The sequence below is a fragment of the Streptomyces sp. NPDC050674 genome, from assembly GCF_040654575.1.
Taxonomy (GTDB): Bacteria; Actinomycetota; Actinomycetes; order Streptomycetales; family Streptomycetaceae; genus Streptomyces.
In genome coordinates this window covers 509,479-533,196 of sequence record NZ_JBFAIG010000001.1, presented here as the reverse complement: position 1 = coordinate 533,196, position 23,718 = coordinate 509,479, and the positions used below count along the sequence as shown (strand labels likewise).

Sequence of the window (23,718 nt, the reverse complement as noted above, 5' to 3'; positions counted from 1 at the left end):
GCCGCACCGGCCCGGGCGGCATGCCGCTGCCGCTCGACGACCGGGCCGGGTAACCACGTGACCGGAGGTTCACCCGAAACCGCATGTTGAGAGGGGTGAAATTCCGCCACACGTGGTAGCAGCGTTTTACGGAGGTCCACCGCCTCCCCCGCTGTCCCATGAAAGGTGCCGCCTGTGACGCAAGAACGACCAAGCGACAAGGACTCCCCGGAGGGAGCCGCGCTGCCGGGGTCGGAAGCGGGCCTGCCCGGTCAGGACCGGCCGCAGACCGACCGCATCGTCTTCGGCGTCACGGCGGTGCTCACCCTCGCCTTCGTGGTCTGGGGCGCGGCGGCGACCGACTCGCTCGAAGACGTCTCCACCACCTTGCTCGGCGGGCTGATGCACAACGGCGGCTGGGCGTTCATGCTCGCCGCCTCCGGCTTCGTCGTCTTCGCCCTGTGGCTCGCCATCAGCCGCTACGGCCGTATCCACCTGGGCGCGGAGGGCGAGGAGCCCGAGTTCCGCACGGTGTCCTGGGTCGCGATGATGTTCAGCGCGGGCATGGGCATCGGCCTGATGTTCTACGGCGTGAGCGAGCCGCTGTCGCACTACGGCACGCCCCCGCCGGGCTCGAACCCGGCCGACTCCGGCGAACGCATGGAGACGGCCATGGCCACCACGCTGTTCCACTGGACGCTGCACCCCTGGGCGATCTACGCCGTGGTGGGCCTGGCCATCGCCTACAGCACCTTCCGCAGGCGGCGCCGGCAGACCATCAGCGCCGTCTTCACCCCGCTGATCGGCAAGAAGAACGCCAACGGCGGCATCGGCCGGGCCATCGACGTCCTCGCGATCATCGCGACCGTCTTCGGCTCCGCCGCCTCCCTGGGGCTCGGCGCGCTCCAGATCGGCTCCGGTGTGCAGGAGCTGAAGTGGATGGACAAGGTGAGCACCGGGCTGCTCGTCACGATCATCGCGGTGCTGACCCTGGCCTTCGTCGCGTCCGCGATCTCCGGTGTGGAGAAGGGCATCCAGTGGCTGTCCAACACCAACATGGTGCTGGCGCTGATCCTCGCCCTGTTCGTCTTCGTGGCGGGCCCGACCATCATCGTCCTCGACCTGCTGCCCACGTCCGTCTTCGCCTACCTCGGCGACCTGCCCCAGCTGGCCGGCCGGACCGAGGCCAGCGGCGGCGAGGGCGTCGCCGACTGGCTGGGCAGCTGGACGGTCTTCTACTGGGCGTGGTGGATCTCCTGGACGCCGTTCGTCGGCATGTTCATCGCCCGCATCAGCCGGGGCCGCACGATCCGCCAGTTCGTCGGCGGTGTGATCCTCGTGCCCAGCACGGTCAGCCTGATCTGGTTCGCGATCTTCGGCGGCTCCGCGATGAAGATGCAGGAACAGGGGCAGCTCGCCAAGGAAGCCACTCCGGAGGGCCAGCTCTTCGGCGTGCTCCAGCAGTTCCCCATCGCCACCGTCACGAGCCTGCTCGTGATGGTCCTCGTCGGCATCTTCTTCGTCTCGGGCGCCGACGCTGCCTCGATCGTCATGGGCACCCTGTCGCAGAAGGGCGCCCTCGAACCGGGCCGCTTCGTGGTGGTGTTCTGGGGCGTGGTCACCGGCGCGGTGGCCGCGATCATGCTGCTCGTCGGCAGCGGCCAGGGCGACGCGCTGACCGGTCTGCAGAACCTCACGATCCTCGCGGCGGCGCCGTTCGTGATCGTGATGATCTTCATGTGCGTCGCCCTCATGCGCGACCTCCGCCGCGACCCGGTCATCGTGCGTGAGCAGATGGGCTCCGAGGCCGTGGAGATGGCCGTGATGGAAGGCCACAAGAAGTACGACGGGGAGTTCGAGTTCCGCGTCGGTCCGGGCCGCGGCCCGGACGTCGAGGGAGACCCGATCGGCAAGCACTGACCGCAACGGTGGCGGGCGGCCCGGGGTGCGTGACCCGGGCCGCCCTCGCTGTGCGGACGGCGGCGAACGTCCTCAGCCGGCGACCAGCCGGGCCGCCTCGTGCGCGCACCCCCAGGCCACGGTGACACCCGCGCCGCCGTGGCCGTAGTTGTGCACCAGCGGCCGGCCGTCCGGCAGGGTCTCGCGCTCCAGCCGGACCGACGGCCGGGTGGGCCGCAGCCCGACCCGGTGCGCCAGCACCCGGGCCCCCTCGATCTCGGGCCGCAGGGCGGCGCAGCGGCGCACGATCGCCTCGGCCGTCGCCGGGTCGGGCTCCAGTGACCAGACGTCCTCCTCGGAGGTGCCGCCGAGGACGAGCCCGCCCGGCTGCGGGAACATGTACGTGTGCTCGCCCGCCGCGTCGGTGGAGACCAGCCAGGTGTCGATCCCCGGGTTCTGCACGACGACCAGCTGCCCGCGCACCGGCCGTACGGAGGGGTCCGGCACGAGCTCCCGCGCGGCGAGCCCGGTGCAGTTGACCACGACCGGCGCGTCCACCTCCGCGAAGGCGGACACCGTACGCGTCTCGATCACGCCGCCCGCCGCAAGGAACCGCTCCCGCAGCCACGGCAGGTGAGCCGGCATGTCGATGAGCGGCAGCCGTGCCACGACGCCCGTGCCCGCGTACTCCCGGGCCGTGGCCGCCCGCAGCCCCGGCACCCGGCCCGCCAGCCACCCCTCGGCCTCGTCGAGCGGGGTTTCGCCCTGTACCCCTTCGACCATGCGTACGCCCGTGTGCCCGGCTCGCGCCGCGAGCTTCTCGTACACCTCCAGCGACCGCAGCGCCCACACACGCGCCGTCGCGACCGGCTCGATCCGGTACGGCCACCACAGGGCCCCCGCGACGACCGAGGTGGTCGCCTCCACGGGGTCCCGCGTCCACACCCGCACCCGACGGCCCCGCTCCGCGAGAACCAGTGCGGTCGTCAGCCCCACCACTCCGCCGCCGACCACCACGACTTCGCCACTCGACTCGCTCACCATGCCCGGACCGTAGCGGAATGCGCCATGCCGTGCTCACATCACCCGCAGTGTGGGGATACTCACAGCATGTGTGCCGAGTACGCGACCTTCGGCCTGGCACCCGCGATGCGGGCCGGGGGAGTCCTCAACGACGGCGGTTACCAGGTTCACCGGGACTTCGTGGACTTCATCGTCGACGGACGCCCCCTGCTGTTCCAGCTCTCCGACCTCGACGCGGTCTCCCCGCTCGCCTCCGACGTCCCACCCGCGATCTTCACCGCACAGGTGCGCAGCCTGCTCCTGGAGAGCGCTGCCCCGTTACCCGGCGGCCGGTACGTCGTCTACGGCTGCCCGGAGTGCGAGGACCTGGCCTGCGGCGCCGTCACCGCGGTCATCCGCGGCGACGGCGAGGACTTCATCTGGCGGGACTTCGCCTGGCAGACCGACGAACACGCCGACCTGGAGCTCAACGGCTATCACGGCATCGGCCCGTTCCGCTTCCGCGGCGCCGAGTACCGGACGGCGCTGAACGCCCTGCTCGAGGGCCGCGTGCCCGGCCCCCGCCGCGTCCTGCTGATCGGCGCCCGCGTCGCCGTCCTCGCCAGACTGGCCGCGGCCCTGCGCACCATCGGCGTGGGCGCCGACATCGCCCACGACGCCCACGGTGTCCCTCCCGACGAACTGCGCGGCTACGGCGCCGTCGTCCTCGGCCACGCGGCGACCGAGCAGGAACGTGCCGCCGTCCGCCGTGCCTTCGCACACGCCGGGGTCCCGGTCGCCCACGTCGACGGCCTCGCCCCGATCGTGCCGCTCCTCGTCGCCCAGATCGAACACGCCCTCGACCGCAGCCCCGTCGAACAGCGCCGCCTCACCGGCCTCGCCGCCACCGGCGAAGGAGCCGACGTCGAGGTCACCTCCGCCTGCCGCGTCACCCTCACCGCCTACCGCCTCGACCGGCTCTCCCGGCCCCACACCCGTGAGATCTTCGACGGCGTCCTCGAAGCGGGCCGCCACCGCGTCGCCCTCGACCCGAAAGCGGTCAGGGGCCGGTCGTTCATCGTGGCACGCACCTCCGGAAGCGTCCTGGTGACGGCCGTGCACCACTGAGCGGCCCGCCGTTAGGATCGGCGCTCTGATGACTGCCACCCTCGTCGCCAAGAACCTCGCCGCCGGCCACGGCGACCGCTCCCTGTTCACCGGCCTCGACCTCGTCGTCGCGCCCGGCGACGTGATCGGTCTGGTCGGCGCCAACGGCGCCGGCAAGTCCACCCTGCTCAGGATGCTCGCCGGACTGACCGCACCCGAGCAGGGCGAACTGCGCCTGTCCCCGCCGACCGCCACCGTCGGCCACCTCCCGCAGGAGCCGGACCGCCGCCCCGGCGAGACCGTGCGGGAGTTCCTCGCCCGCCGCACCGGCGTCGCCGAGGCCCAGCGGGCCATGGACGAGGCGACCCAGGCCCTGGTCGACGCGGCGCCCGGTGCCGACGACGCCTACGCCACCGCCCTTGAGCGCTGGCTCGGCCTGGGTGGCGCCGACCTCGACGAGCGCGCCGAGGAGGTCGCCGACTCCCTCGGCCTCGCGGTCGACCTGGACCAGCCGATGACGTCCCTGTCCGGCGGCCAGGCGGCTCGCGCCGGACTCGCCTCCCTGCTGCTGTCCCGCTACGACGTCTTCCTCCTCGACGAGCCGACCAACGACCTCGACCTGGACGGCCTGGAGCGCCTCGAACGCTTCGTCGGCGGTCTGCGCGCCGGGACGGTGGTCGTCAGCCACGACCGCGAGTTCCTCACCCGCACCGTCACCAAGGTCCTCGAACTCGACCTCGCCCAGCGGCAGATCAACCTCTTCGGCGGCGGCTACGAGGCCTACCTGGAGGAACGCGAGGTCGCCCGCCGGCACGCCCGCGACGATTTCGAGGAGTACGCCGACAAGAAGGCGGCCCTCCAGGACCGCGCGCAGATGCAGCGCTCCTGGATGGACAAGGGCGTGAAGAACGCGCGCCGCAAGGCGAACAACGACAACGACAAGATCGGCCGCAAGTTCCGCAGCGAGGCCAGCGAGAAGCAGGCGGCGAAGGCCCGCCAGACCCAGCGCATGATCGAGCGCCTGGACGTCGTGGAGGAGCCCCGCAAGGAGTGGGAACTGCGCATGGAGATCGCGTCGGCCCCGCGCTCGGGTGCCGTCGTCGCGACCCTGCGGGACGCCGAGGTGCGCCGCGGCGGCTTCGTCCTCGGCCCGGTGTCCCTCCAGATCGACTGGGCGGACCGGGTGGCCGTGACGGGCGCGAACGGCGCCGGGAAGTCCACCCTGCTCGCCGCCCTCCTCGGCCGTGTCCCGCTGGACGCCGGGCACGCCACGCTCGGCTCCGGCGTCCTGCTCGGCGAGGTCGACCAGGCCCGCGAGCTGTTCCACGGCGAGGAGCCCCTGCTCGACGCCTTCCGCACCGCCGTCCCGGACACCGAACCGGTCGAGATCCGTACCCTGCTGGCCAAGTTCGGCCTCAAGAGAGACCACGTCCTGCGCCCCGCGGGGAGCCTCTCCCCGGGCGAGCGCACCCGGGCCGCCCTGGCGCTGCTCCAGGGCCGGGGCGTCAACCTGCTGGTCCTCGACGAGCCGACCAACCACCTCGACCTGCCCGCCATCGAGCAGCTGGAGTCGGCCCTCGACGCCTACGAGGGCACCCTGCTGCTGGTCACCCACGACCGCCGCATGCTCGACGCCGTGCACGTCACCCGCCGCCTGGAGGTGGCGGACGGCAAGGTGACCGAGCGCTAACGGCCCGTCAGGCGCGAGGCCAGGCGCGGGTAGTCGAGGACGTACCCGTCCTCGTCGAACTCCAGGTCGCTGCGGAAGTCGCCGGAGGAGTAGCGGACGTGTCCGGGCCGCAGATGCGTGTACGTCTGCAGCGACGGCCGCACCGTCAGGTCCGGCACCGACACCCAGGCCATCAGGAAGTCCCGCTCACCGGGCGTCCGGTGCAGCCCGTGCCGGAGCACCGGCATGGTGTTGGTGAGCGGGCACAGCCCGAGATCGCAGTCGAGCGCTCCGTCGACCGCGGGCAGCGGCTCGCCGTCCGCGGCCCACCGGCCGTGGCCGTCGTGCCGCAGGTCGAGGGTGCGGGTCCCGGCCCCGGTCTCGGTCGTCACCCGCAGCCGACGGGTCACGAACCCGTCGGCCGTGTCGAGTTCGTACGTGACCCAGTACGGCTCGGGTTCGGTCCCGACGGCTCGTCCGCGGGCCCGCAACACGCCTTCCCCGCGCTCGGGCCAGACGGTCTCGAACCCCCGGCCGGCACACACTTCCCAGGTGATGGCGGACATACCCTCACTGTAGGCCCGAAGGGGCGTGGGGAGCTGCGCGACCAGCCACAACGGACCCGCAGCTCCCCACGACACAGGCCGTCAGCGACGCCCGTTCTTCGGATCGGCCAGCCCCGCCCGACGCAAGGCGTCGGCCATCGCGCTGTTGGCCGGTGCCGGAGCCTGCCGCTGCTGACCGCCGCGACCGCCGCCGCCCTGGCCCCCACGGCCACCACCCTGGCGCTGCTGCGGCGGACGCCCACCACGCTGCCGGCGCTCACCCTGGCCGCCGCCCTGCTGGCCCGGCCGGGCCGCCTCGTCGTCCAGCCGCAGCGTCAGCGAGATCCGCTTGCGCGGGATGTCGATGTCGAGGACCTTCACCTTCACGATGTCGCCGGGCTTGACGACCTCCCGCGGGTCCTTGACGAACGTCTTCGACATCGCGGAGACGTGCACCAGGCCGTCCTGGTGGACACCGATGTCCACGAACGCCCCGAACGCGGCGACGTTGGTGACCACGCCCTCCAGGATCATGCCGGACGACAGGTCGGAGATCTTCTCCACGCCCTCCTTGAAGGCGGCCGTCCTGAAGGCGGGCCGCGGGTCGCGGCCGGGCTTCTCCAGCTCCTTCAGGATGTCGGTGACCGTCGGCAGACCGAACGTCTCGTCCACGAAGTCCTGCGGCCTCAGCGAGCGCAGCACCGCGGTGTTGCCGATGAGCGAGGCGACCTCCTGCCCGGCGGTCTTCACCATGCGCCGGACCACCGGGTACGCCTCGGGGTGCACGCTGGAGGCGTCCAGCGGGTCGTCGCCGCCGCGGATGCGCAGGAAGCCCGCGCACTGCTCGTACGCCTTGGGCCCGAGCCGCGCCACCTTCTTCAGCTCGCCGCGGGCCTTGAACGGCCCGTTCTGGTCGCGGTGCGCCACGATGTTCTCGGCGAGCCCGGAGGTGATGCCGGAGACCCGGGCCAGCAGCGGGGCCGAGGCCGTGTTGACGTCCACGCCCACGCCGTTCACACAGTCCTCCACCACCGCGTCCAGCGAACGCGACAGCTTCACCTCGGACAGGTCGTGCTGGTACTGGCCGACGCCGATCGACTTCGGGTCGATCTTGACCAGCTCGGCCAGCGGGTCCTGGAGCCGCCGGGCGATCGACACGGCGCCGCGCAGCGACACGTCCATGTCGGGCAGCTCCTGCGAGGCGAAGGCGGACGCCGAGTACACGGAAGCGCCGGCCTCGGAGACCATCACCTTCGTGAGGTTCAACTCCGGGTGCTTGGCGATGAGTTCCCCGGCGAGCTTGTCCGTCTCGCGGGAGGCCGTGCCGTTGCCGATGGCGATCAGCTCGACCGCGTGCTGCTTCGCCAGCCGGGCCAGCTTGGCGATGGCCTCGTCCCAGCGGTTGGCCGGGACGTGCGGGTGGATGACGTCCGTGGCGACGACCTTGCCGGTGGCGTCGACCACGGCGACCTTCACGCCCGTACGGAAGCCGGGGTCCAGGCCGAGCGTCGCGCGCGTGCCCGCCGGGGCGGCGAGCAGCAGGTCGCGCAGGTTCGCCGCGAAGACCCGCACCGCCTCGTCCTCGGCGGCCGTGCGCAGCCGCAGCCTGAGGTCGATGCCGAGGTGGACGAGGATGCGGGTGCGCCACGCCCAGCGGACCGTGTCCTTGAGCCACTTGTCGCCGGGGCGGCCCCGGTCGGCGATGCCGAACTTGTGGGCGACGATCCCCTCGTAGGAGGAGGGGCCGTCCGTCTGCTCCTCGGGCTCCAGAACGAGGTCGAGGACCTCCTCCTTCTCGCCGCGCAGCATCGCGAGGACGCGGTGGGAGGGCAGCTCCGTGAACGGCTCGGCGAAGTCGAAGTAGTCGGCGAACTTCGCGCCCGCCTCCTCCTTGCCCTCCCGCACCTTGGCGGCGAGCCGCCCGCGCACCCACATGCGCTCGCGCAGTTCGCCGATCAGGTCGGCGTCCTCCGCGAAACGCTCGGTGAGGATGGCGCGGGCACCGTCCAGCGCGGCCTGCGGATCGGCGACGCCCTTGTCGGCGTCGACGAACGCGGCCCCCGCGGTGAGGGGCTCGACGGAAGGATCGCCGAGCAGCCCCTCCGCCAGCGGCTCCAGCCCCGCCTCGCGGGCGATCTGCGCCTTGGTGCGCCGCTTGGGCTTGTACGGGAGGTAGATGTCCTCCAGGCGCGCCTTCGTCTCGGCGCCCCGGATGCTCGCCTCGAGCTCCCCGGTGAGCTTGCCCTGCTCGCGCACCGACTCCAGGATCGCCGTGCGCCGCTCCTCCAGCTCCCGCAGATAGCGCAGCCGCTCCTCGACGGTGCGCAGCTGCGTGTCGTCGAGCATCTCGGTCGCTTCCTTGCGGTAGCGGGCGATGAAGGGCACCGTGGAACCGCCGTCGAGCAGTTCCACGGCGGCCCTGACCTGCCGCTCCCGTACGCCGAGTTCCTCGGCGATCCTGCCTTCGATGGACCCTGGGCTGATGGACCCGTTGGACCCGGGTGTCGTCACGATCCCGTACCGCCTTCTCCGCTGAGGTTGCGCGGCAATTGTGGCAGGTGGCACGGACTCCCGGGGATCAGGGCTTGGCCCGGCGGGCCGGAATTCCGGTCAGGCCCTGCGGGCGGAGGACGAGGCGCCGCCGAAGAGCCGGGCGAGTGCCCGGAAGGGCAGCGTCACGACGGTGGCGATGGCCCCGCCGATCTGGCGCAGCACGTCTGCGATAGCACGGAACACGGAATTCCCCTTTCTCACTCCCGGCCGCGCCGGCCGGTGGAGAGCGGGTACCTCATCGACGCGTCACTATGCGTCACCCTTGCCGATCAGGTCCGCCGGGAACGCCCCGGCCACGAGCGCCGCGTGCGCGAACGCCCCGCCCAGCTCCGTCAGACGGGCCACTCCTTCCGGGCCCAGGTGCGCGTAGGGGGCGCGGTCCAGACGGTCCGTCTCCTGCTCGATCTCCCGGCGCAGCGCGACACCCCGCTCGGTGAGGTCGCCGGACGCCTCCAGCAGCCCGCGCTCCCGCAGCCGCTGGGCGGCCGCGTCCCACTCCTCCCGGTTCCAGCCCCGGGTGCCGAACACCCACTTCGGGCTCATGCCCTTGCCCGTCGCGGTGTGGGTCACCAACGCCTCCAGCCCGTTCAGACCCGCGGACATCAGGACGGCCAGGTGCCCGTCGCCCCGGTGCTCGCGCAGCAGGGTCGCCGCGTGCCAGTAGGCGAGATGCGGCTCCTCGGGGACGGGCAGGTCGGCGTGGGCCGCGTACAGCGGCCGTGCCTCGCGCGAGCAGGCCTCGGCGGCGCGCAGGGCGAGGCGCGCCGCCTCGGCCATCTCGGCGGAGGCGCAGACCTCCTCGCCGAGCAGGCGGCGCAGCGTCGCGTCGACGGCACGCGCGCGTGCGGCCAGGACCTGCCCGGGGGAGGCGGTCTCCCACACGCCCGGCACGTGCCGGGCGACGAGCTCGTGCTTGTAGTTGTAGAAGGCGGCCGTCACGACCCCGGCCCCGACGGCTCCGAGGGCGGCGGAGCGCACGGCGAAGTTCACGGCTCGCGGATCGGTGACCCCGACGGCGCCCAGTTCACGCCCGAGGTCGGGGGAGAAGTAGTGCGTCGCGTGCAGGGAGTTGAGCATGTTGTGGCAGCGTCGGCCGGCGCGCGGCTCCAGGGCGGCAGTCGTCATGCCCGGCAGGTTACCAACCGCTTGGTATGCCCTCCAGGGGCCTGCGCCCCATGGCAGGAAAGGTGGGGTACTCGACCTTGTGGCCACACGAGGGCCCCGAGAACAATCGGCGGCATGGCCCAGCGCACGGTTCTCGTCGTCCTCTTCGACGGCCTGCAAAGTCTCGACGTCACCGGGCCCGTGGAGGTCTTCGCGGGCGCGGAACTGCTCTCCCCGGGCGCGTACCGCATCCGCACCGCCTCCCTGGACGGTGCTCCCGTGCGGAGCACCAGCGGCCTGACCCTCGTCCCCGACGAGTCGCTGGCCACCGCCCCCGACCCGGACATCCTGCTCGTCCCCGGCGGGACGGGCGGCCTGCGCCCGGACGCCCGGCTGGTCGACTGGGTGCGCGAGCACGGACCGCGCGCCGGGCGCCTGGTCTCGGTCTGCACCGGCGCGGCCGTGCTCGCCCGGGCCGGTCTCCTGGACGGCCGCCGCGCCACGACCCACTGGGCGTACTGCGACCGGCTCGCCCGCGACCACCCGGCCGTCGAGATCGACCCCGACCCCGTCTACGTACGCGACGGGCACATCGCCACCTCGGCCGGTGTCACCGCCGGCATCGACCTCGCCCTCGCCCTGGTCGAGGAGGACCTCGGCCGGGACGCCGCCCTGACCATCGCCCGTCATCTGGTGGTGTTCCTGCGCCGGCCGGGAAACCAGGCCCAGTTCAGCGCGCAGCTCGCGGCCCAGACCGCACACCGTGAGCCCCTGCGGGACGTCCAGCGCTGGATCACCGACCACCCGGACGCGGACCTCTGCGTCGACACCCTCGCCGCCCGCGCCCGTCTCTCGCCCCGCCACTTCGCCCGGGCCTTCCGCGCCGAGACCGGCATGACACCGGGCCGCTACGTGGACCGCGTCCGCCTGGAGCACGCCCGGCGCCTCCTGGAGGACACCGCCGACGGCATCGAGGAGATCGCCCGCGCCAGCGGCTACGGCACGCCCGAGGCCATGCGCCGGGCCTTCGTCAGGACCCTGGGAACGCCCCCGGCCGAGTACCGCCGCCGCTTCCGCCCCGCCACCACACCCTGACCGACCCGCACATCAGCCGACCGAAGGGACCCCATGCAGATCGCCATCGTCCTCTACGACCGCTTCACCGCCCTCGACGCCGTCGGCCCCTACGAGACCCTCGGCCGGCTCCCGGACGCGGAGACCGTCTTCGTCGCGGCGCAGCCCGGCCCAGTACGGAACGACTCGGGGAACCTCGCGATCACCGCCGACCGCGCGCTGGCCGACGTGCCCCACCCGGACATCATCGTGGTCCCGGGCGGCCCGGGCCCCCTCCCGCTGGAGCCGGACGGCCCCCTGCTCACCTGGCTGCGCACCGCCGACGAGACCAGCACCTGGACGACGTCCGTGTGCACCGGTTCCCTGCTGCTCGCCGCCGCCGGACTCCTCAGGGGCCGCCGCGCCACGTCCCACTGGCTGGCCCTGGAGGAGCTGAAGCGCCACGGCGCCGAGCCGACGGGGGAGCGGGTCGTCACCGACGGCAAGTACGTCACCGCGGCCGGCGTCTCCTCCGGCATCGACATGGGACTGACCCTGCTCGGCCGGATCGCGGGCGACGACCACGCCCGGATCGTCCAGCTCGCCACCGAGTACGACCCGCAGCCGCCCTACGACGCCGGATCGCCCGAGAAGGCCCCCGCCCACCTCGTCGAACTCGTCCGCGCGCACTCCGGCGTCATCCTGACGTAGGCACGCTCCAGCCGAAGCGCGGCCGGCGGCGCTCCAGGAACGCGGCGACGCCCTCCGCGGTGTCGCCGCTCCCGCGCGCCTGCCCGGCCCAGTGCGCGTCCCGGTCCGTGCGCCCGTCCGCGAACTCCTTGGCCGCCGCCTGGGTCAGCTGCGAACGGGACGCCAGGATCCTGGTGAACTCGGTGACCCGCTTGCCGAGTTCGCCCCCGGGCAGCACCTCGTCCACCAGCCCGGTGCGCAGCGCCCGTGGCGCGTCGATCAACTCACCGGAGAACAGCAGGTACTTGGCGGTGGCCGGCCCGACCAGCGACACCAGCCGCCGGGTCGAGGACGCCGGGTAGACGATGCCGAGCTTCGCGGGCGTCACACCGAACAGCGCCCCCTCCTCGGCGAACCGCAGATCACAGGCGGCCGCCAGCTGCGCCCCGCCGCCCACGCAGTGCCCCCGGATCGCGGCCAGCGTCGGCTTCGGGAACGCGGCCAGCGCCTCCTCGGCCCGCACGGCCAGCCCCTGCGCCTCCTCGGCGGAACTCCGCAGCGTCGAGATGTCGGCCCCGGCGCAGAACGTCCCGCCCTCACCGGTCAGCACCAGCGCCCGCACCGCGGGGTCCCCCGCGAGCCCCTCCAGCAGGGTGGGCACGGAGCGCCACATCGCGGCAGTCATGGCGTTGCGCTTCTCGGGATGACGGATGACGACCGTCGCGACCGAGTCGGTCACGCGGTGCTCCAGCTGCGGCTCCATGCGCCGGATGCTATCCGGAGAGCAAACCCGTACAACCCGAATAGTTCGCCGAGACGGCACAACAGGGACAGGACCAGTCCCACAACTGACCGTGTCATACGCCAACGGTCAGAAGTGCTCGATAGTTGCTGACTTGTGTTCAGTCCCGGGGTAGGAGGCGCAGCGTTACCAACACTCGGGGTGTGGCGACAATCGAGCGCGAGGGTGGCGACCGGACGATGGACAACGACGGGCGTGGGTTCGGTCCGCGCCCAGAGGGCGGCGCGGCGCCCCTCGGCCCCGGGCCCGCGGATCCGCTGCCGTACGAAGGGGTCTGGAGGTTCACCGCACCGGCGGTCGAGGCCTCGGTCCCCCAGGCGCGGCACGCCGTACGGGACCTGCTGCTGCGTCAGGGGGTGCCCGTCTCGGACGACCTGGCCCAGGGACTGCTGCTGATCGTCTCGGAGCTGGTGACGAACGCCGTGAAGCACGCGGCGGTGCTGTCGCCGACGATCGCCGTCGAGCTGGCCGTCGGCGCCGAGTGGCTGCGGGTGTCCGTGGAGGACAACCACCCCTACCGGCCCACCGCCCTGGAGACCGACCATGGCAGGACCGGCGGGCGCGGGCTGCTGCTGGTGCGCGAGGTGACCCGGGAGGCGGGCGGGGTGTGCGAGGTGGATCACACGGCGAGCGGCGGCAAGGTGATCTGGGCCGCCCTGCCGCTCAAACCCGCGCGCTTCTAGGCCCCGTCGCCGGGGCCCCGGTCACCAGCCGGCCGACGGGCCCGTCAGTTCCCTGATGGCGGGCCGGGCCGCGTCCAGGACGGTCATGAACCAGGCCGAGAAGGTGTCCTTGGCGTGCCGCTCCGCCAGCTCCGGCGGGGTCACGAAGACCGTCGACGCCACCTCCTGCGGGTCGGGCCGCACCACGGCCTGCACCATGCCGACGAAGAGGTGGTTGTACTCCTGCTCCACCAGCCCGGACTCCGGGTCGGGGTGGTTGTAGCGGACCGTGCCCGCCTCGGCCAGCAGGGACGGGGAGGCGCCGAGCTCCTCGAACGTGCGCCGCGCCGCCGCGGCGAAGGGCGCCTCACCCGGGTAGGGGTGGCCGCAGCAGGTGTTGGACCACACACCGGGGGAGTGGTACTTGCCCAGCGCGCGCTGCTGGAGCAGCAGCCGCCCGTACTCGTCGAAGAGGAACACCGAGAACGCCCGGTGCAGCCGGCCGGGCGGCTGGTGGGCGGCGAGCTTCTCCGCGGTGCCGATCGTCACGCCGTCCTCGTCGACCAGTTCCAGCAAAATCGCGTCTGCGGTGCCGTTCGACGGGGTGTGCGTCGCGGTGGCAGGTGTGATCGGCATACCCATCCTTCACATCGGTCTTCGCGCCCCAAGTCTGCCGTACGAATCCGGCACTCCCGGCACTTCGCGGCACGCCCGCATGTCCCGCGCGGCGGCGCGGACCGCGACCGGCACCGGTCGGACGCCGGGGAAAAGGGACCCGGGAGATGATCGTGCCCGGACAGGCAGACGGAAAATCGTCCCTCTGCCCGATATGGGGCTCAGGACGCGGACAGGTGGCGCAGGGTTGCGTCACCCGGCGCGCTCGCGGTGGAACGCGCCCCCCTCAGTGGCAGAGCCGCGCCTCGTGTTCCGCGTGCCCGCTGGGTTCCAGCTGGAAGGTGCAGTGCTCCACGTCGAAGTGGTCACCGAGGCAGTCCTGGAGCTCGTGCAGCATCTTCTCGTGCCCTATCGCGTTCAGCGCCTCCGAGCTGACGACCACGTGCGCCGACAGCACCGGCATGCCGGACGTGATCGTCCACGCGTGCAGGTCGTGGACGTCCTCCACACCCTCCGTCGCCAGGATGTGCGACCGCACCTCCGCCATGTCGACGCCCTTGGGAGCGGCCTCCAGCAGCACCGAGAGCGTCTCGCTCAGCAGCTTCCACGTGCGGGGCGCGATCATCAGCGCGATGACGAGCGAGGCGATCGGGTCGGCGGCCTGCCAGCCCGTGAGCATGATCACCACGGAGGAGACGATCACCGTGACCGACCCCAGGGCGTCCGCCGCCACCTCCAGGAACGCGCCGCGCACGTTCAGGCTCTCCTTCTGCCCGCGCATCAGCAGGGACAGCGACACCAGGTTCGCGACCAGGCCGATCACACCGAACAGCAGCGCCAGCCGGCCCTCGGTCTGCGCCGGCGTCAGGAAACGCTGGACCGACTCGTACACGACGTACCCGCCGGCCCCGAGCAGGAGCAGGCAGTTCGCCAGGGCGGCGAGGATCTCGGCCCGGGCGTAGCCGAAGGTGGCCCGCTCGCTGGGCGGGCGGTTGGCGAAGTGGATCGCGAGCAGCGCCATGCCGAGGCCCAGGGCGTCCGTCGCCATGTGCGCCGAGTCCGCGACCAGGGCGAGCGAGTCGGCCAGGGCGCCCCCGACGATCTGCACGACCACGATGCCGAGCGTGATGCCCAGCGCGATGCGCAGTCTGCCGCGGTACGCCGAGGTCGCCGTACCGCCGGCCGCGCCGTGCGCGTGGCCGTGATCGTGCCCAGCCCCCATGAGAAGTCAGCCTCCCGTGTCCGTCCGATCGTGCTCGGGCACCCCAGTGAACTACGGGGAGGGGGTATGCGCAACGCGGCACTGAACACCGTTGTCATGTGCCCTGACCTGCACAAACGATACGCAGGTCAGGGCGTGCCGTAGCGGTCAGGAGCCGTGGTGCAGCTGCCAGCCCCGCCAGGCCGACTCGGTCATCTCGCGCACTCCGCGCCGGGCCCGCCAGCCGAGTTCGTCGGCCGCCCGGGCGGCCGACGCCACCGCCCGCGGGGCGTCCCCGGGACGGCGGTCCTCCACGAGCGGGGGCCGGCGGTCCCCGGTGACCTCGCCGATGACCGTGATGAGTTCACGCACCGAGACACCCTCGCCGCGGCCGATGTTGACCGTCAGGTCGCCGGCGATGCCGCCCTCGGCCAGCCGCCGGGCCGCCGCCAGATGGGCCTCGGCCAGGTCGGCCACGTGGATGTAGTCCCGGACGCAGGTGCCGTCCGGGGTCGGGTAGTCGTCGCCGAAGATCCTTGGCGCCTCGTCGCGCGTCAGCCGGTCGAAGACCATCGGGACGATGTTGAAGACACCGGTGTCCGCCAGCTCCGGCGCGGCGGCGCCCGCCACGTTGAAATAGCGCAGACATACGGTGGAGATCCCGTGGGCCCGTCCCGCCGCCCGCACCAGCCACTCCCCGGCGAGCTTGGTCTCGCCGTACGGGTTCACCGGCGCGCACGGGGTGTCCTCCGTGATCAGGTCCACCCCCGGGTCGCCGTAGACGGCGGCCGACGAGGAGAACACGAAACGCCCGATCCCGGCTTCGGCGACCGCGTCCAGCAAGGTCACCAGGCCACCGACGTTCTCCCGGTAGTAGCGCGTGGGCTGCGCCACGGACTCGGCGACCTGCTTGCGCGCCGCGAGATGCACCACCCCGGTCACCTCGTGCTCGGCGAGGACCCGCTTCAGCAGGTCCCCGTCCAGCGACGAACCCCGCACCAGCGGGACGCCCGCCGGGAGCCGGGCGGGCACTCCTGCCGAGAGGTCGTCCAGGGCGAGGACGCGTTCCCCGGCCTCGGTCATGGCCCTGGCCACATGTGCTCCGATATAGCCGGCACCGCCGGTGATCAGCCACGTCATGGTCGCCCACCCTATGCGGACCCGGCCGCGCCCAGCGCAATGTCCCCGATGTCCGGTCTGGCATGCGCGGTTTGTGGGGCGGGCCCCGGATCCACGATGATGATCGAGGCAGGGGCCTGGGCGAACCGCGTCGATCCATCCGCCGAACGGGCGGTGAACGCGGCCTTCCCGGCATCCGATAGCCTCTGCCGACACGCCGCCCGGGAGCCACCGGAGAGGGCGCCCCCATCACGTACGTCACCGCGCGGACGCGTCGGTACCCAGGGAGTGAATTCGGTTGTCGACCGCCATCCTCACCGGCCAGCCGGTCCCCGGATCGTCGATCGAGGCCGACCTGCGATCCCTCGGGTTCGACCTGCGGACCGCGAGTGACGCCGCCGAGGCCGAGACGCTGCTCGCCGAGGTGCCGGGCGACGAGCGGGTCGCCCTGGTCGACGCCCGGTTCGTGGGCCACGTGCACGCGCTGCGCCTCGGCCTCACCGACCCCCGCTTCCCGCTCGCGGCGATTCCCGGCGCCGTCACGGCACAGCCCGCCGGGCGCCAGGCCCTGACCCGGGCGATGGCCCGCGAGAACTCCGCCGGCGGCGGCACCACCCTGGTCGGCAGCCTCGCCGACCGCATCCTCACCGCCCTCGACGCCGACGGCACCGCCGTGCACCGCCCCGAGCTGGGCAGCCTCGTCGCCGCCGTCCCCGCCGACCCGCAGGCCCGCAACGAGGCACGGCAGGCGGTGGCCGACATCGACGACGAGGCCATCCGCCTGAAGTCCGCCGTGAAGGCCCGCGACGGCTTCTTCACCACGTACTGCGTCAGCCCCTACTCCCGCTACATCGCCCGCTGGTGCGCCCGCCGGGGGCTGACCCCGAACCAGGTCACCACCGCCTCCCTGCTGACCGCCCTCATAGCGGCGGCCTGCGCGGCCACCGGCACCCGCGGCGGCTTCGTCGCGGCCGGCGTCCTGCTGATCGCGTCCTTCGTGCTGGACTGTACCGACGGCCAGCTCGCCCGCTACTCCCTCCAGTACTCCACGCTCGGCGCCTGGCTGGACGCCACCTTCGACCGGGCCAAGGAGTACGCCTACTACGCCGGCCTCGCGCTCGGAGCAGCCCGCGGCGGCGACGACGTCTGGGCGCTGGCCCTCGGCGCCATGGTCCTGCAGACCTGCCGGCACGTCGTGGACTTCTCCTTCAACGAGGCCAACCACGATGCCACCGCCAACACCAGCCCCACCGCCGCCCTCTCCGACAAGCTCGACAGCGTCGGCTGGACGGTCTGGGTCCGGCGGATGATCGTCCTGCCCATCGGCGAGCGCTGGGCGATGATCGCCGTGCTCACGGCCGTGACGACCCCGCGGATCACCTTCTACGTCCTGCTCATCGGCTGCGCCTTCGCCGCGGCGTACACCACGGCGGGGCGGGTGCTGCGGTCGCTGACGCGCAAGGCGCGCCGCACCGACCGGGCCGCGCAGGCGCTGGCCGACCTCACCGACAGCGGGCCGTCGGCGGAGGGTCTCGCACGGTTCCTGCGGAAGCTGCCCGCCCGGGGGCCGCTCGGTTCGCGCGCCCTGGTGGCGCTGCCGGGCGCCGCGCTCCTGCTCGCCGCCGCCGGGCTGGAGCCGTACGGCAGTGTGCTCCCCATCGCCCTGGCCGTCCTCTACGTCCTCACCTCGGCCGCCGCCGTGGCGCAGCCCCTCAAGGGCGCCCTGGACTGGCTCGTCCCGCCGATGTTCCGCGCCGCCGAGTACGGCACCGTCCTCGTCCTGGCAGCCAAGGCCGACGTGGACGGAGCCCTTCCGGCGGCCTTCGGGCTGGTGGCCGCGGTCGCCTACCATCACTACGACACGGTCTACCGCATCCGCGGGGACGCTGGAGCGCCTCCGGCCTGGCTCGTGCGCTCCATCGGGGGGCACGACGGGCGGACGCTGCTCGTCACCGTCCTCGCCGCGCTGCTCACCGCCTCGCAGTTCAAGGTCGCGCTCACGGCACTGGCCGTGGTCGTGGCCCTGGTGGTGCTCGTCGAGAGCATCCGCTACTGGGTCGGCGCCCATCAGGGCGGCGCACCCGCCGTACACGATGAAGGAGAAACCGCATGATCGGCCTCGTGCTCGCGGCCGGCGCCGGACGGCGTCTGCGCCCCTACACCGACAGCCTCCCCAAGGCGCTGGTTCCGGTGGGCCCCGCGGGCATAGAAGGCGAGCCCACGGTTCTCGACCTGACCCTCGGCAACTTCGCCGAGATCGGTCTGACCGAGGTCGCGGTCATCGTCGGCTACCGCAAGGAGGCCGTGTACGCGCGCAAGGAAGCCCTTGAGCAGAAGTACGGCCTCAAGTTGACCCTCATCGACAACGACAAGGCCGAGGAGTGGAACAACGCCTACTCCCTGTGGTGCGGGCGTGACGCCCTCAAGGACGGGGTGATCCTCGCCAACGGCGACACCGTCCACCCGGTCTCCGTCGAGAAGACGCTGCTCGCCGCCCGCGGCGAGGGCAAGAAGATCATCCTCGCCCTCGACACGGTCAAGCAGCTCGCGGACGAGGAGATGAAGGTCGTCGTCGACCCCGAGAAGGGCATGACGAAGATCACCAAGCTGATGGACCCCGCCGAGGCCACCGGCGAGTACATCGGCGTCACCCTGATCGAGGGCGACGCCGCCCCGGAGCTCGCCGACGCGCTCAAGGCCGTGTGGGAGACCGACCCGCAGCAGTTCTACGAGCACGGCTACCAGGAGCTGGTCAACCGCGGCTTCCGCATCGACGTGGCGCCGATCGGCGACGTCAAGTGGGTGGAGATCGACAACCACGACGACCTCGCCCGTGGACGGGAGATCGCGTGCCAGTACTGACCCGGCTCATCCCCTCGCCGCTCGTCGTCGACATCCGCCCGGGTGCCCTCGACGACCTGGCGTGCGTCCTGGCCGACGAGCGCATCTCGCACTCCGGCCGCCTCGCCGTCGCCGTCAGCGGCGGCTCCGGCGCCAAGCTGCGTGAGCGCATCTCCCCGAGCATGCCCGGCGCCACCTGGTACGAGGTCGGCGGCGGCACCCTCGACGACGCGGTCCGGCTGGCGAGCGACATAAAGGCCGGCCACTTCGACGCGGTCGTCGGCCTCGGCGGCGGCAAGATCATCGACTGCGCCAAGTTCGCCGCGGCGCGCGTCGGCCTGCCCCTGGTCGCCGTGCCCACGAACCTCGCGCACGACGGCCTGTGCTCGCCGGTCGCCACCCTCGACAACGACGCGGGCCGCGGCTCCTACGGTGTGCCGAACCCGATCGCGGTCGTCATCGACCTGGACGTCATCCGCGAGGCCCCGGTCCGTTACGTCCGCGCCGGCATCGGCGACGCCGTCTCCAACATCTCGGCGATCGCCGACTGGGAGCTGGCCAACCGGGTCAAGGGCGAGCGGATCGACGGCCTCGCCGCGGCCATGGCCCGCCAGGCGGGCGAGGCCGTGCTGCGGCACCCGGGCGGCATCGGGGACAACGACTTCCTCCAGGTGCTGGCCGAGGCACTGGTCCTCAGCGGCATCGCCATGTCGGTGTCGGGTGACTCGCGGCCGTCCTCCGGGGCGTGCCACGAGATCAACCACGCCTTCGACCTGCTCTACCCGAAGCGGGCCGCCGCCCACGGCGAGCAGTGCGGTCTCGGCGCGGCCTTCGCCATGTGGCTGCGCGGAGCGCACGAGGAGTCGGCGTACATGGCGGAGGTCTTGCGCCGCCACGGTCTGCCGGTCCTGCCGGACGAGATCGGCTTCACGACGGACGAGTTCGTCAAGGCCGTCGAGTTCGCCCCCGAGACCCGCCCCGGCCGCTACACCATCCTCGAACACCTCGACCTGAACACCGAACAGATCAAGGACACCTACACCGACTATGTCAAGGCCATCGGTAGCTGAACTACGCCCCGTCGTTCACCCCGCAGGGGTGAAGGACCGGCGCAGCGGTGAGCACTGGATGGGACGCCTCTACATGCGCGAGGTGTCCCTGCGGGTCGACCGCTACCTGGTCAACACCAGGGTCACGCCCAACCAGCTCACGTACCTGATGACCGTCTTCGGTGTGCTCGCGGCCCCGGCACTGCTCGTGCCGGGGATCGCGGGCGCCGTGCTGGGCGTGGTGTGCGTCCAGCTCTACCTGCTGCTGGACTGCGTCGACGGCGAGATCGCGCGCTGGAAGAAGCAGTACTCCCTCAACGGCGTCTACCTGGACCGGGTCGGTGCCTACCTCACCGACGCCGCGGTGCTCACCGGCTTCGGCCTGCGCGCCGCCGACCTGTGGGGCAGCGGCCGGATCGACTGGCTGTGGGCCTTCCTCGGCACCCTGGCCGCCCTCGGCGCCATCCTGATCAAGGCGGAGACCGACCTCGTCGGTGTCGCCCGGCACCAGGCCGGCAAGCCGCCGGTCAAGGAGGCCGCCGCCGAGATGCGCTCCTCCGGCATGGCGCTGGCCCGCAAGGCCGCCGCCGCCCTGAAGTTCCACCGGCTGATCCTCGGCATCGAGGCGTCCCTGGTGATCCTGGTGCTGGCGATCGTCGACCAGGCCCGCGGCGACCTGTTCTTCTCCCGGCTCGGCGTGGCGGTGATGGCCGGCATCGCCCTGGTGCAGACCCTGCTGCACCTCGTGTCCATCCTCGCGTCGAGCAGGCTCAAGTGAGCGGCATGAAGGTCGGCGCCGTCATCATCACCATGGGCAACCGGCCCGAGGAGCTGCGCGCCCTGCTCGACTCCGTCGCCAAGCAGGACGGCGACCCGGTCGAGGTGGTCGTCGTCGGCAACGGCTCGCCCGTCCCGGACGTCCCCGAGGGCGTCCGCACCATCGAGCTGCCCGAGAACCTCGGCATCCCCGGTGGCCGCAACGTCGGCATCGAGGCCTTCGGACCGGCCGGCCGGGACGTCGACATCCTGCTCTTCCTGGACGACGACGGGCTGCTCGCGGGCCACGACACCGCCGAGCTGTGCCGCAAGGCGTTCGAGGCCGATCCGAAGCTCGGCATCGTGAGTTTCCGCATAGCCGACCCCGAGACGGGCGTCACCCAGCGCCGTCACGTGCCCCGGCTGCGCGCCGCCGACCCGATGCGCTCCTCCCGGGTCACCACCTTCCTCGGCGGCGCCAACGCCGTGCGCACCCGCGTCTTCGCCGACGTCGGCGGACTCCCCGACGAGTTCTTCTACGCCCACGAGGAGACCGACCTGGCCTGGCGGGCCCTCGACGCCGGCTGGATGATCGACTACCGGTCCGACATGGTGCTCCACCACCCGACGACCGCCCCCTCGCGGCACGCGGTCTACCACCGCATGGTCGCCCGCAACCGCGTCTGGCTGGCCCGCCGCAACCTGCCCATGCCGCTCGTCCCCGTCTACCTCGGCGTGTGGCTGCTGCTCACTCTCCTGCGCCGCCCCTCCCGCAGTGCGCTGCGGGCCTGGTTCGGCGGATTCCGCGAGGGCTGGACCACCTCCTGCGGACCTCGACGGCCCATGAAGTGGCGTACCGTGTGGCGGCTGACCCGGCTGGGCCGGCCCCCCGTCATCTGACAAGCTCGTATCCGGGAACCCCCCGGGGAGCCCTCCGGGCCGTACCCTGGCCCCGGTTCATGCCAGGCCGGCACAGGCCGCGCATCTCGAAGACGAAAGTTTCCACTAGTGAGTGAGACAACGCACGACGCCACGGTCGCGGTGAGCGCGCCCGCGGCGCCCGACGAGGGCCTCACGGCGAGTGAACTCGCCGCCAAGCACGGGCTGAGCGTGAGCGGCGCCCGGCCATCCCTCATCGAGTACGTCCGTCAGCTCTGGGACCGGCGGCACTTCATCCTCGCCTTCTCCCGGGCGAAGCTGACCGCCCAGTACAGCCAGGCCAAGCTCGGCCAGCTGTGGCAGGTGGCCACACCGCTGCTGAACGCGGCCGTGTACTTCTTCATCTTCGGCCTGCTCCTGGAGGCCGACCGCGGTCTCCCCCGCGAGGTGTACATCCCGTTCCTGGTCACCGGCGTGTTCGTGTTCACCTTCACGCAGAGCTCGGTGATGGCGGGCGTGCGCGCGATCTCCGGCAACCTCGGCCTGGTGCGCGCCCTGCACTTCCCGCGCGCCTCGCTGCCGATCTCCTTCGCGCTCCAGCAGCTCCAGCAGCTGCTCTTCTCGATGATCGTGCTGTTCGCGGTCACGATCGGCTTCGGCCACTACCCGGATCTGTCCTGGCTGCTGATCGTGCCGGTGCTCGCCCTGCAGTTCTGCTTCAACACCGGCCTGGCGATGATCATGGCCAGGGCGGGCGCCAAGACCCCGGACCTCGCGCAGCTGATGCCGTTCGTGATGCGGACCTGGATGTACGCGTCGGGCGTGATGTTCTCCATCCCGATCTTCCTGGCGGACAAGCCGTCCTGGATCGCGAACGTCCTGCAGTGGAACCCGGCCGCGATCTACATGGACCTGATGCGCTTCTCGCTCATCGACGAGTACGACGCGAAGTATCTGCCCGACCACGTCTGGGCGGCCGCGGGCGCCTGGGCCGTGCTGTTCGCCATCGGCGGTTTCGTGTACTTCTGGAAGGCGGAGGAGAGGTACGGCCGTGGCTGAGCAGAAGCAGGACGAGCGGATCCCGACCGTCATCGCGGACGACCTGCACATCGTCTACCGCGTCAACGGCGCCAAGTCCGGCAAGGGCAGTGCCACCGCCGCCCTCAGCCGCATCCTCAAGAGGGGCTCCGACGACGCGGAGCGGGGCGTGCGCAAGGTGCACGCGGTGCGCGGAGTCTCCTTCGTCGCCTACCGCGGCGAGGCCGTCGGCCTGATCGGTTCCAACGGCTCCGGCAAGTCGACCCTGCTGCGCGCCATCGCCGGTCTGCTCCCCGCCGAGCAGGGCAAGGTCTACACCGACGGCCAGCCCTCGCTCCTCGGCGTCAACGCGGCCCTGATGAACGACCTCACGGGCGAACGGAACGTCATATTGGGCGGGCTCGCCATGGGGATGTCCCGCGAGGAGATCAAGGAGCGCTACCAGGACATCGTCGACTTCTCCGGGATCAACGAGAAGGGCGACTTCATCACCCTGCCCATGCGCACCTACTCCTCCGGCATGGCGGCCCGGCTCCGCTTCTCCATCGCCGCGGCCAAGGACCACGACGTCCTGATGATCGACGAGGCCCTCGCCACCGGCGACCGCAAGTTCCAGAAGCGCTCCGAGGACCGCATCCGGGAGCTGCGCAAGGAAGCCGGCACGGTGTTTCTGGTCAGCCACAACAACAAGTCCATCCGCGACACCTGCAACCGCGTCCTGTGGCTGGAACGCGGCGAGCTGCGCATGGACGGCCCGACCGACGAGGTGCTCAAGGAGTACGAGAAGTTCACGGGCAAGTAGCGCCGCAGCGGACCGGGCCCCGGCGGAACTGTTCCGGCGGGGCCCGGCGTCTGCAAAGGAAGCGTCAACTCCGGCCCGTGGCAGGAATCTTGGGGCCAATCGGTGCGTTCTCGTGATGCGCGGGACACCCTGACGAACCGTGTCGCGTTGTACAACGTAAGCTGTACCGGTCCCGAAACACGGCAATCAGGGTGATAATGCGCGACACCGCCCGTCGGACCACCGTGCGGACGGCCGGGCGGCGTGTCCGAAATAGTGTGTATTGGGTCGGCAGTGTAGAACGGGAGATGTGACGGCGATGGCTACGGAAATCCCCCAGCTCCACGCAGCACGTGCCGTCCCCGCGCAGGGCA

General features: G+C 71.9%; 22 protein-coding genes. 13 read left to right on the top strand and 9 right to left on the bottom strand.

From position 1 onward, the window contains the following. Nucleotides 1–174: 174 nt before the first annotated feature. Nucleotides 175–1,899 carry a BCCT family transporter gene (locus tag AB0I06_RS02225; RefSeq protein ID WP_363116809.1) on the top strand — a complete coding sequence of 575 codons (1,725 nt, stop codon included), beginning with the start codon at nt 175–177 and terminating at the stop codon, nt 1,897–1,899. Nucleotides 1,900–1,971: 72 nt separating this feature from the next. Here AB0I06_RS02225 and AB0I06_RS02220 read toward each other — a convergent pair whose 3' ends face one another. Beyond that, nucleotides 1,972–2,922 (bottom strand): FAD-dependent oxidoreductase, encoded by a 951-nt coding sequence (locus AB0I06_RS02220; protein ID WP_363116808.1) that lies wholly within the window; start codon nt 2,920–2,922, stop codon nt 1,972–1,974. Nucleotides 2,923–2,988: 66 nt separating this feature from the next. Between AB0I06_RS02220 and AB0I06_RS02215 the strand changes: the two genes are divergently transcribed. Further along, nucleotides 2,989–4,008: an oxidoreductase gene (locus tag AB0I06_RS02215; protein ID WP_363116807.1), complete on the top strand. Its 1,020-nt coding sequence runs from the start codon at nt 2,989–2,991 to the stop codon at nt 4,006–4,008. A gap of 28 nt (nt 4,009–4,036) precedes the next feature. Beyond that, nucleotides 4,037–5,677 (top strand): ABC-F family ATP-binding cassette domain-containing protein, encoded by a 1,641-nt coding sequence (locus AB0I06_RS02210; protein ID WP_363116806.1) that lies wholly within the window; start codon nt 4,037–4,039, stop codon nt 5,675–5,677. Here AB0I06_RS02210 and AB0I06_RS02205 read toward each other — a convergent pair. From AB0I06_RS02205 to AB0I06_RS02190, 4 genes are all read right to left on the bottom strand, one after another. Continuing rightward, nucleotides 5,674–6,222 (bottom strand): putative glycolipid-binding domain-containing protein, encoded by a 549-nt coding sequence (locus AB0I06_RS02205; RefSeq protein WP_363116805.1) that lies wholly within the window; start codon nt 6,220–6,222, stop codon nt 5,674–5,676. The two genes, AB0I06_RS02210 and AB0I06_RS02205, sit on opposite strands and share 4 nt — an antisense overlap. Nucleotides 6,223–6,303: 81 nt before the next feature. After that, the gene (locus AB0I06_RS02200) at nt 6,304–8,712 is read right to left on the bottom strand and encodes a Tex family protein (RefSeq protein ID WP_363116804.1); all 2,409 of its coding nucleotides are present in this window, start codon (nt 8,710–8,712) and stop codon (nt 6,304–6,306) included. A gap of 99 nt (nt 8,713–8,811) precedes the next feature. Next, a complete protein-coding gene (locus tag AB0I06_RS02195) occupies nt 8,812–8,937 on the bottom strand; it encodes an LPFR motif small protein (RefSeq protein ID WP_346010761.1) in 126 nt (41 codons plus the stop codon). Between the two features lie 66 nt (nt 8,938–9,003). Further along, complete coding sequence (locus AB0I06_RS02190) at nt 9,004–9,879, bottom strand: hypothetical protein (protein ID WP_363116803.1); 876 nt, start codon at nt 9,877–9,879, stop codon at nt 9,004–9,006. A gap of 114 nt (nt 9,880–9,993) precedes the next feature. Here AB0I06_RS02190 and AB0I06_RS02185 point away from each other — a divergent pair, with 114 nt between their 5' ends. Then, nucleotides 9,994–10,953 (top strand): GlxA family transcriptional regulator, encoded by a 960-nt coding sequence (locus AB0I06_RS02185; protein ID WP_363116802.1) that lies wholly within the window; start codon nt 9,994–9,996, stop codon nt 10,951–10,953. 33 nt (nt 10,954–10,986) lie between these two features. Beyond that, nucleotides 10,987–11,622 carry a DJ-1/PfpI family protein gene (locus AB0I06_RS02180; protein ID WP_363116801.1) on the top strand — a complete coding sequence of 212 codons (636 nt, stop codon included), beginning with the start codon at nt 10,987–10,989 and terminating at the stop codon, nt 11,620–11,622. Here the strand turns inward: AB0I06_RS02180 and AB0I06_RS02175 are convergent. After that, nucleotides 11,609–12,364: an enoyl-CoA hydratase/isomerase family protein gene (locus AB0I06_RS02175; protein ID WP_363116800.1), complete on the bottom strand. Its 756-nt coding sequence runs from the start codon at nt 12,362–12,364 to the stop codon at nt 11,609–11,611. The two genes, AB0I06_RS02180 and AB0I06_RS02175, sit on opposite strands and share 14 nt — an antisense overlap. A 218-nt stretch (nt 12,365–12,582) precedes the next feature. On the opposite strand from AB0I06_RS02175, the gene AB0I06_RS02170 reads away from it, so the two are divergent. Continuing rightward, nucleotides 12,583–13,086, top strand: a complete 504-nt coding sequence (locus AB0I06_RS02170; protein ID WP_363117020.1) for an ATP-binding protein — start codon at nt 12,583–12,585, stop codon at nt 13,084–13,086. A gap of 21 nt (nt 13,087–13,107) precedes the next feature. Here the strand turns inward: AB0I06_RS02170 and idi are convergent, their stop codons facing one another. From idi to galE, 3 genes are all read right to left on the bottom strand, one after another. Next, nucleotides 13,108–13,701: an isopentenyl-diphosphate Delta-isomerase gene (gene idi / locus AB0I06_RS02165; protein WP_363116799.1), complete on the bottom strand. Its 594-nt coding sequence runs from the start codon at nt 13,699–13,701 to the stop codon at nt 13,108–13,110. Between the two features lie 265 nt (nt 13,702–13,966). Further along, nucleotides 13,967–14,902, bottom strand: coding sequence for a cation diffusion facilitator family transporter (locus AB0I06_RS02160; RefSeq protein WP_363116798.1), 936 nt, complete (start codon nt 14,900–14,902; stop codon nt 13,967–13,969). Between the two features lie 147 nt (nt 14,903–15,049). Then, nucleotides 15,050–16,021, bottom strand: a complete 972-nt coding sequence (galE, locus tag AB0I06_RS02155) for a UDP-glucose 4-epimerase GalE (protein WP_363116797.1) — start codon at nt 16,019–16,021, stop codon at nt 15,050–15,052. Nucleotides 16,022–16,298: 277 nt separating this feature from the next. Between galE and AB0I06_RS02150 the strand changes: the two genes are divergently transcribed. The 7 genes from AB0I06_RS02150 to AB0I06_RS02120 all read left to right on the top strand — a co-directional run bounded on the left by AB0I06_RS02150 (nt 16,299) and on the right by AB0I06_RS02120 (nt 23,365). Then, complete coding sequence (locus AB0I06_RS02150; RefSeq protein ID WP_363116796.1) at nt 16,299–18,113, top strand: DUF5941 domain-containing protein; 1,815 nt, start codon at nt 16,299–16,301, stop codon at nt 18,111–18,113. Next, entirely contained in the window at nt 18,110–18,862 is a 753-nt protein-coding gene (locus AB0I06_RS02145; RefSeq protein ID WP_363116795.1) for a phosphocholine cytidylyltransferase family protein, read from the top strand. The genes AB0I06_RS02150 and AB0I06_RS02145 overlap by 4 nt, the downstream gene beginning before the upstream one ends. Further along, on the top strand, nt 18,850–19,911 hold the full coding sequence (locus AB0I06_RS02140) for an iron-containing alcohol dehydrogenase family protein (RefSeq protein ID WP_363116794.1): 1,062 nt from the start codon (nt 18,850–18,852) through the stop codon (nt 19,909–19,911). The genes AB0I06_RS02145 and AB0I06_RS02140 overlap by 13 nt, the downstream gene beginning before the upstream one ends. After that, nucleotides 19,889–20,668 carry a CDP-alcohol phosphatidyltransferase family protein gene (locus AB0I06_RS02135; RefSeq protein WP_363116793.1) on the top strand — a complete coding sequence of 260 codons (780 nt, stop codon included), beginning with the start codon at nt 19,889–19,891 and terminating at the stop codon, nt 20,666–20,668. Before AB0I06_RS02140 ends, AB0I06_RS02135 begins: the two co-directional genes overlap by 23 nt. Before the next feature lie 5 nt (nt 20,669–20,673). After that, nucleotides 20,674–21,546: a glycosyltransferase gene (locus AB0I06_RS02130; RefSeq protein ID WP_363117019.1), complete on the top strand. Its 873-nt coding sequence runs from the start codon at nt 20,674–20,676 to the stop codon at nt 21,544–21,546. 108 nt (nt 21,547–21,654) lie between these two features. Next, on the top strand, nt 21,655–22,584 hold the full coding sequence (locus tag AB0I06_RS02125; RefSeq protein ID WP_363116792.1) for an ABC transporter permease: 930 nt from the start codon (nt 21,655–21,657) through the stop codon (nt 22,582–22,584). Then, nucleotides 22,577–23,365 (top strand): ABC transporter ATP-binding protein, encoded by a 789-nt coding sequence (locus tag AB0I06_RS02120; protein WP_363116791.1) that lies wholly within the window; start codon nt 22,577–22,579, stop codon nt 23,363–23,365. Before AB0I06_RS02125 ends, AB0I06_RS02120 begins: the two co-directional genes overlap by 8 nt. Nucleotides 23,366–23,718 lie beyond the last annotated feature (353 nt).

Coding starts and splice junctions, on each gene's coding strand:
- AB0I06_RS02220 (WP_363116808.1), bottom strand. CDS start 2,922: ATGGTGAGCGAGTCGAGTGGCGAAGTCGTGGTGGTCGGCGGCGGAGTG.
- AB0I06_RS02215 (WP_363116807.1), top strand. CDS start 2,989: ATGTGTGCCGAGTACGCGACCTTCGGCCTGGCACCCGCGATGCGGGCC.
- AB0I06_RS02210 (WP_363116806.1), top strand. CDS start 4,037: ATGACTGCCACCCTCGTCGCCAAGAACCTCGCCGCCGGCCACGGCGAC.
- AB0I06_RS02205 (WP_363116805.1), bottom strand. CDS start 6,222: ATGTCCGCCATCACCTGGGAAGTGTGTGCCGGCCGGGGGTTCGAGACC.
- AB0I06_RS02190 (WP_363116803.1), bottom strand. CDS start 9,879: ATGACGACTGCCGCCCTGGAGCCGCGCGCCGGCCGACGCTGCCACAAC.
- AB0I06_RS02185 (WP_363116802.1), top strand. CDS start 9,994: ATGGCCCAGCGCACGGTTCTCGTCGTCCTCTTCGACGGCCTGCAAAGT.
- AB0I06_RS02180 (WP_363116801.1), top strand. CDS start 10,987: ATGCAGATCGCCATCGTCCTCTACGACCGCTTCACCGCCCTCGACGCC.
- AB0I06_RS02175 (WP_363116800.1), bottom strand. CDS start 12,364: ATGGAGCCGCAGCTGGAGCACCGCGTGACCGACTCGGTCGCGACGGTC.
- AB0I06_RS02170 (WP_363117020.1), top strand. CDS start 12,583: ATGGACAACGACGGGCGTGGGTTCGGTCCGCGCCCAGAGGGCGGCGCG.
- idi (WP_363116799.1), bottom strand. CDS start 13,701: ATGCCGATCACACCTGCCACCGCGACGCACACCCCGTCGAACGGCACC.
- AB0I06_RS02160 (WP_363116798.1), bottom strand. CDS start 14,902: ATGGGGGCTGGGCACGATCACGGCCACGCGCACGGCGCGGCCGGCGGT.
- galE (WP_363116797.1), bottom strand. CDS start 16,021: ATGACGTGGCTGATCACCGGCGGTGCCGGCTATATCGGAGCACATGTG.
- AB0I06_RS02145 (WP_363116795.1), top strand. CDS start 18,110: ATGATCGGCCTCGTGCTCGCGGCCGGCGCCGGACGGCGTCTGCGCCCC.
- AB0I06_RS02135 (WP_363116793.1), top strand. CDS start 19,889: ATGTCAAGGCCATCGGTAGCTGAACTACGCCCCGTCGTTCACCCCGCA.
- AB0I06_RS02130 (WP_363117019.1), top strand. CDS start 20,674: ATGAAGGTCGGCGCCGTCATCATCACCATGGGCAACCGGCCCGAGGAG.